This is a genomic window from Synechococcus sp. Cruz CV12-2-Slac-r, from assembly GCF_024346075.1.
GTDB lineage: Bacteria > Cyanobacteriota > Cyanobacteriia > PCC-6307 > Cyanobiaceae > Synechococcus_D.
In genome coordinates, this window is sequence record NZ_JAGQEK010000097.1 from 1 (window position 1) to 6,754 (window position 6,754).

Below are 6,754 nucleotides of genomic sequence, written 5' to 3' on the forward strand. Positions count from 1 at the left end.
GTGATCGAGTAGTGGTAAATATTAATGGTAAATTCTTGCCCTATCGTAAGTGGTGATTAGCAAAGCTCAAGCCCAATGCCCCTATTGCGGCGTTGGTTGTGGCCTAGAACTATTGGCGCCAAAAGTTGGTTCAATATCTCCTCAATGGTCTGTCCGCGGCGACCGCAGCCACCCCTCATCACTGGGGCAAGTATGCATAAAAGGTGCCACTGTTGCGGCAACCCTTGATCAAAATCGGCTTACTCAGCCCCTATGGCGAGCGCAGTTGGATCAGCCTTTGCAGGCGATCAGCTGGGAGCAGGCATTTGAATTGCTTGTGCAACGCATCAAAGTGGTGCTGGAAAAATGGGGTGCCGATGGTTTGGCGGTTTATGGCTCGGGTCAATTTTTAACCGAAGACTATTACCTAGCCCAGAAACTATTTAAAGGTTATTTAGGCTGCAATCACTTTGATGCAAATTCTCGGCTATGCATGAGTTCAGCTGTGGCAGGTTACAGCCGCAGCCTAGGTTCCGACGGCCCTCCATGTTGTTATAACGACTTAGATCACGCTAATTTAGTGTTATTGATTGGCACTAATACTGCTGATTGTCATCCGGTGTTATGGCAACGCTTGTTGAAGCGTAAGCGCCGTGATCCAGATGGTTTAAAGATCGTTGTTGTGGATCCCCGTTGCACCGCCACTGCAATTGCTGCTGATCTACATTTAGCGATTAAACCCGGTAGTGATCTAGCCCTATTGCATGGGATAGCCCACATATTAGTGCAAAAGGATTGGCTTGATAAAGGTTTTATTGAATTAGCAACGGAGGGTTACAGCGAATTTAGCAAACATTTGCCACCCTGGACCCCCCAACGGGTTGCTGATCTTTGCGGAATTTGCGAGGCAGATCTAGGTAAGTTGGCTGAATTATGGGGCACAAGTGCTGCTGTTTTAAGTGCTTGGTCGATGGGGGTGAATCAAAGTGTTGATGGCAGCGCAACGGTTAGTGCAATCGTGAATTTGCATTTGCTAACTGGCCAAATCGGCCGTTTGGGGGCAGGGCCTTTCTCGCTTACCGGTCAACCGAATGCCATGGGAGGTAGGGAAGCGGGAGGCCTGAGTCATTTATTGCCCGGTTATCGCGCAGTTTCAAATGAGCAAGATCGCGCCAGTTTGGAAAGGCACTGGGGATTAACTTCAGGGGCGATATCAGCTCAGCCTGGCCGCCATGTGTGGCAACAGGTTGAGGCAATGGAGCGTGGTGAATTGGGGCTTTGGTGGGTGGCAGCCACCAATCCATTAGTTAGTTTGCCCTCTTTAGATCGCGTGCGAGCGGCGCTTAGGAACTGCGACTTTGTGGTGTTAAGTGAAGCCTATGGGGGTACGGAAACAGCTGAGTTCGCCCATCTCATCTTGCCCGCTGCCCAATGGAGTGAAAAGGAGGGGGTAATGACTAATTCGGAGCGAAGGCTCACCCTATGCCAAGCATTTAGGCAGCCTCCGGGGCAGGCAATGGCTGATTGGCTTATCTTTGCTGAGTTGGGCAAACGTTTGGGATTTACAGCTGCTTTTAGTTATGCAAACAGCAGTGAAGTATTTGACGAATTTGCTGCAATTACCGCTGGTAGATTGTGTGATTTATCTGGGATAACTCACGGCCTATTGGCAGAATTTGGTCCGCAGCAGTGGCCGTTTCCGCTGGGAACAGCACCAGGTGGTGGCTTGGAAAGACTTTATGCCGATGGGAAATTTGCAACGGCTACAGGAAAGGCACGTTTGTTGTGGGATACACCCTTTGGCCTAGGGGAACCGCCTTGCAATAGTTACCCTTTGATTCTCACAGTTGGTAGATATCTTGGCCATTGGCATACATTAACTCGCACTGGTTTGGTGCCCCGTTTGATGCAACAACATCCGGAGGCTTTACTCGAGTTGAATCCTAAGGATGCAGAGCAAGCTGGGGTGGTTGATGGCAGTTGGGTTCAAGTATCTTCGCGACGGGGGCAGATAACTGTGAAGGTGCAGACAACGGCAGGGATTCGGCCAGGCACTGTGTTCTTGCCATTGCACTGGGGTGCTGCTCAACCGAACCCCTGTGAGGCAAATCGGCTTATGCATGAATTGGCATGCCCCCACTCAAAACAACCCGAACTAAAGGCTGCGGCTGTAAAAATATTAGCTCTTAATTAAATTTACGCCTTCATATAAAAAATCTAGGGCCCTATTTCGTAGTTTGCCATAGCGATCATCATGTAGTAATGATTCGCGATTCCGGGGGCGGCTAAAAGGGATCTCAAGTATTTCACCGATGGTTGCGGCGGGGCCGTTGGTTAGCATCACAACTCGATCTGCAAGAAATAAAGCTTCATCAATATCATGGGTAATCATCAAAACCGTACAGCGTTGTTGCCGCCACAGGGCAAGTAATTCCTCTTGTAATTCCTCTTTTGTTATTGGATCAAGGGCACCAAAGGGCTCATCCATTATCAAAACCGGAGTCTTTATTGCCATCGCCCGGGCGATGGCTACCCTTTGGCGCATGCCACCACTTAATTCTCCCGGGTGGCGATTAAAAGCATCACCAAGCCCCACTGTTTCAAGCATTTCTTGTGCTTCTTTAAGCAATTCCTTTTTCTGTTCGGTTTCCCTGGTGGCATAAAGCCCCAGAGCAACATTATTTAGTGCTGTTTTCCAAGGCAGTAGGGCATAGTTTTGAAACACCACCATGCGGTCTGGCCCAGGACTCTCCACCGCTTCTCCCCCTACCAAAACTTCGCCAGAACTTGGTTTTTCAAAGCCAGATAATGTGTTTAATAGGGTGCTCTTGCCGCAGCCTGAATGACCAATCACACAGATAAACTCCCCTGCTTGTACTGTAAGATTTACGTTTTTAAGAACTTCAATGTTGCCATTCTCCGAACTAAAAGTTTTTGCTAAATTGCGGAACTCAACTAGTCTGCCTTGGCTTTTTGTTGAAGTGATTGATGCAGTGTTGCCTTGAATTGATGTGTTCATTGATTTAGGCTCTGATCGCTGAGAAGGGAAGGGAGGCGCAATATTGTTCAGGATTATCGATTGAGAAAATTTCGCCATCGCTGAGTTCATAGGTTCTTTGGGTGGGTTCTTGGTCGTGAATGGAAACTTTTTCGCATGCTTCTAAAAATATTTTTCTCGCATACACCCGATCAAGCAATTCTTGCCTATGGCTTGGGAAATTGGCCATATCCCAGCGGGCTAGTTGGGTTAGTACCCATAGCCCCTCGGCCGGATCTGGGTAGCAGGCCTGGCCTAGAAAGAAACGATTGAAGCGCAATAGTGAAGTGGCTTGGTTGAGGCTGGGAGCCAATTCATCACTTAATAAACCCGCTTGCATGGGCTCGAGTAAGTGAACTCCAAATGCTTCAGGTGCACTAAGTGTTTCCAAAATTTGATTGCGGTTTTCTGATGTGTCGCAGTAGGCAGCTGCTTCAAGCAGCGCCGCACTTAGGGCCACTGCCCTGTTGTGGTTGTGATCTACCCAGGCTTCCCGCAAAGCGAGTACTTTTTCCGCATGGTTTGGCCAAATTTCTGCATCGGTGAGCACAACCAATCCTGTTTTTCGATATTTGGCAATACAGGCCCTTAATTTGCCGGCCGCAAATGCATCAATTAAGCCTCCTTCCATGGCGGCAAGCAGATTTAATGGAGAGCGCCTTTGCCAGCAGATTTGTTCTGGATCAATGCCATGGCGCGCTAGCCAATGGCGAAATAGCAATTCGGCCATTGACAATCGATCCGGAACCCCTACTCGCAGTTCTGTTCCTTTATGCAATAACTCCAATAGAGCATCGCTGCTATCAATTGATAATCGCTCAGCTATCACAAGGGCATTGCCATTGCGGCTAAGGGTTTGCGTAACAACCATAGGCAGTGGCGTACTTGATACTGCCCCGGCGCCAGCGGCCATAGAGAGTGGTTGGGCAGCGCTTAAAGCGGCTCCATCAAGCCGTTCTAAACGCAACATGTCGTCAATTTCGCCCCAACTTTGACAGCGCAATAGCTCTACCTCAAGGCCCTGCTTTTCAAAGAGCTTCTGCTCTCTTGCTACCAGCATTGTTGCTGCATCCAAGCCCGGCAAATAGCCAAGCTTGATTGGTGTTGGGCTTGCTTGTTGGCTGATTTTGCGTTTAGAAATTTTGCGCTGGTCTTGAAGGAATTCGAGTAGTTGATTACGAAGCAAGTAGTAATTAGGATCTTTTAGAACTCCTTTGCGGCAGCGGGGGCGCTCAAATGGCACGGCAACAATTCGTCCCACATGGGCTTTGGGACCATTGGTTAGTAATACAACTCGATCACTTAATAACAAGGCTTCATCTACGGAATGGGTAACCATTACGGTGGTGATATTTGCGTTTTGGCAGAGCTGCATTAACTGCTCTTGCAGATGGCCGCGGGTGAGGGCATCCAAGGCGCCAAAAGGTTCATCAAGCAAAAGTAACTTTGGCTCTAATGCAAGGGCCCTTGCGATGGCAACCCTTTGGCGCATGCCCCCAGACAGCACCCCTGGCATACGATCAGCAACCGATTCCAAGTTAACCATTGCAAGGGCAGCTTCCGTACGGTCATGCCTTTGCTGAGGGCTCAGGTTCCTTTTAACTTCCCTAAGGGCTAAAGCTACATTCGCCCGCACACTTCGCCAAGGCAAGAGTGAATAGTTCTGAAAAACTACCATTCGATCGGGGCCGGGTTCAATTACCTCACGACCTTCAAGAATTACTCCACCTTTGCTCGGCTTGTTTAGGCCTGCAAGTATATTTAATAGTGTTGATTTGCCACAGCCAGAATGGCCTACAAGCGAAATAAATTCCCCCTTTTCAACCGTTAGGTTGATTGTGCTTAATGCTTGGAAACTTGTGCCATCGCTCCTGGTGAACTGCTGTTCAACCGAATCAAGTTGTAGAAAACTTGCCATTGCTATACCTCCAAATGATTCGGAATTTTAAAAAGCTTGTTCTTTATTAATGGAGAACTCATTGATTTATCTTTGGGGACCACCTACCCGTTCGCCTACCCAGGCAACACCTCGATCAAGGATTAAACCCACCACTCCTACATATAGGATTGCTAATATAATCTGACTTGTGCTTGAATCCCCACCAGCGTTATATGCATCCCATATAAAGAAACCAATGCCGCCATCGGCTTTTAGCATTTCTGCTGCAACAATTGCCAGCCAGGCAAGACCGATTGATATGCGCAATCCAGTAAATACATATGGTGCAGTGGCAGGTATAACTATATCCCACAAAAAACTGCGTTTCCTAAGCCGTAAAACCCTTGCAACATTACGATAATCTTGGGGTATTTCTCTAATTCCCATTGCAGTGTTGATAACAATTGGCCATATTGCCGTAATAAAGATAACAAATATTGCCGCTGCATCAGCCTGTTGAAATAACAGAAGTGAAATCGGTAGCCATGCCAAGGGTGGTACCGTGCGGAGCACCTGAATAATCGGATCAAAGCCTCGCCTAATAAAACTATTCAAACCCAGTGCTAAACCGGCAGCAATACCTAATATTGCCGCTAGGCTATACCCTAAAGCCACCCTTTGGAGAGATATTAATATTTGCCAACCCAAGCCTTTTGCTGTGCCTCCATCATCATAAAAAGGATTCACTATATAGGGATTCCAAGTTTGTGTTATTACTTGGATTGGCCCTGGAAAATCGCTATTACTCAGGCTGCATGAAAGTTGCCATATCAATAGAACTCCGCCGATACATAACACTGGAGCTTTGATCTGTTTGATGATTGGGCTGTTAAGCCATTTTAGTTGTGAAGATCTAGGCTTCTTTGCTTTGATTGAGGCGGAGACCATTGGTAGTGCTCTGATGGTTTTTAATTATTTTGTTATTTGGCTGGATATTTTATTAATTAACTCTTATTTAAGCGCCTTTATTTTTAAGCTATTTAAATAGGCTTGTGGATTGGCTGGGTTGAATTTTACGCCATCAAAGAACACTTCCACTCCCCTTGAATCACTAGCTGGGCCTGTGCCATAACCATTTGCTTTTGCAGCAGCCCGCCATAGATCGGCACGGTTTACTTGTTTTACAAGGGCATTGGTATTTGTATTTTTTGGTAGATACCCCCAGCGAATATTTTCGGTAATAAACCAGGCGTCATGGCTTTTGTAGGGAAAGGAGGCGTTATTATTCCAGAAATACATTTTGAATGGGCTATTTGTTACTTTCCGACCATCACCATAATCAACGGTACCTTGTAGGCGTGGCAGTAAATCCTCAACGCTTGCTTTAATGTATTTATCTTCCGAGAGAATTTCAGCTAATTCTTTTGTGTTTGCTGGATTATCGGCCCATTTTTGTGCTTGTTGCACAGCCATTAACAAGCGTAAGCTTGCGTTTGGATTTTTCTTTACCCAATCAGCTCTCATTGTGAATGCTTTTTCTGGATGCTCTTTCCAAATCTCACCTGTTTGCGTAATTGTGTAGCCTAGTTTTTTATTAACTAGTCTTTCATTCCATGGCTCACCAACACAAAATACATCCATAGTGCCACTCTGCATATTTGCAACCATTTGCGGTGGAGGAATTACCACAAGATCGGCATTTTTATTGGGATCTACTCCATTGGCTGCCATCCAATAGCGCATCCATAGATCGTGGGTACCGCCTGGAAATGTAACCGCTGCTTTAAATTTATCGCCAGTTTTATTTTTCTTATCTACAGTTTCAATTAGATTGGGAGCCTTCACTTTAGTTTCTCATC

General features: G+C 46.7%; 4 protein-coding genes and 1 pseudogene. 1 reads left to right on the forward strand and 4 read right to left on the reverse strand.

What is annotated here, in order from left to right:
• Window positions 1-52: 52 nt before the first annotated feature.
• A complete protein-coding gene (locus KB557_RS08120; RefSeq protein WP_399218864.1) occupies window positions 53-2,173 on the forward strand; it encodes a molybdopterin oxidoreductase family protein in 2,121 nt (706 codons plus the stop codon).
• Here KB557_RS08120 and KB557_RS08125 read toward each other — a convergent pair.
• From KB557_RS08125 to KB557_RS08140, 4 genes and pseudogenes are all read right to left on the reverse strand, one after another.
• Window positions 2,159-2,998, reverse strand: a complete 840-nt coding sequence (locus KB557_RS08125; RefSeq protein ID WP_315856212.1) for an ABC transporter ATP-binding protein — start codon at window positions 2,996-2,998, stop codon at window positions 2,159-2,161. The two genes, KB557_RS08120 and KB557_RS08125, sit on opposite strands and share 15 nt — an antisense overlap.
• Window positions 2,999-3,002: 4 nt before the next feature.
• Window positions 3,003-4,934: a nitrate ABC transporter ATP-binding protein gene (locus KB557_RS08130; protein ID WP_255123988.1), complete on the reverse strand. Its 1,932-nt coding sequence runs from the start codon at window positions 4,932-4,934 to the stop codon at window positions 3,003-3,005.
• A gap of 66 nt (window positions 4,935-5,000) precedes the next feature.
• Window positions 5,001-5,843 (reverse strand): nitrate ABC transporter permease, encoded by an 843-nt coding sequence (gene ntrB / locus KB557_RS08135; RefSeq protein WP_106500775.1) that lies wholly within the window; start codon window positions 5,841-5,843, stop codon window positions 5,001-5,003.
• 63 nt (window positions 5,844-5,906) lie between these two features.
• A pseudogene (locus KB557_RS08140) lies at window positions 5,907-6,740 on the reverse strand (CmpA/NrtA family ABC transporter substrate-binding protein); the annotation flags it as partial.
• Window positions 6,741-6,754: the final 14 nt, after the last annotated feature.

Coding starts and splice junctions, on each gene's coding strand:
- KB557_RS08125 (WP_315856212.1), bottom strand. CDS start 2,998: ATGAACACATCAATTCAAGGCAACACTGCATCAATCACTTCAACAAAA.
- KB557_RS08130 (WP_255123988.1), bottom strand. CDS start 4,934: ATGGCAAGTTTTCTACAACTTGATTCGGTTGAACAGCAGTTCACCAGG.
- ntrB (WP_106500775.1), bottom strand. CDS start 5,843: ATGGTCTCCGCCTCAATCAAAGCAAAGAAGCCTAGATCTTCACAACTA.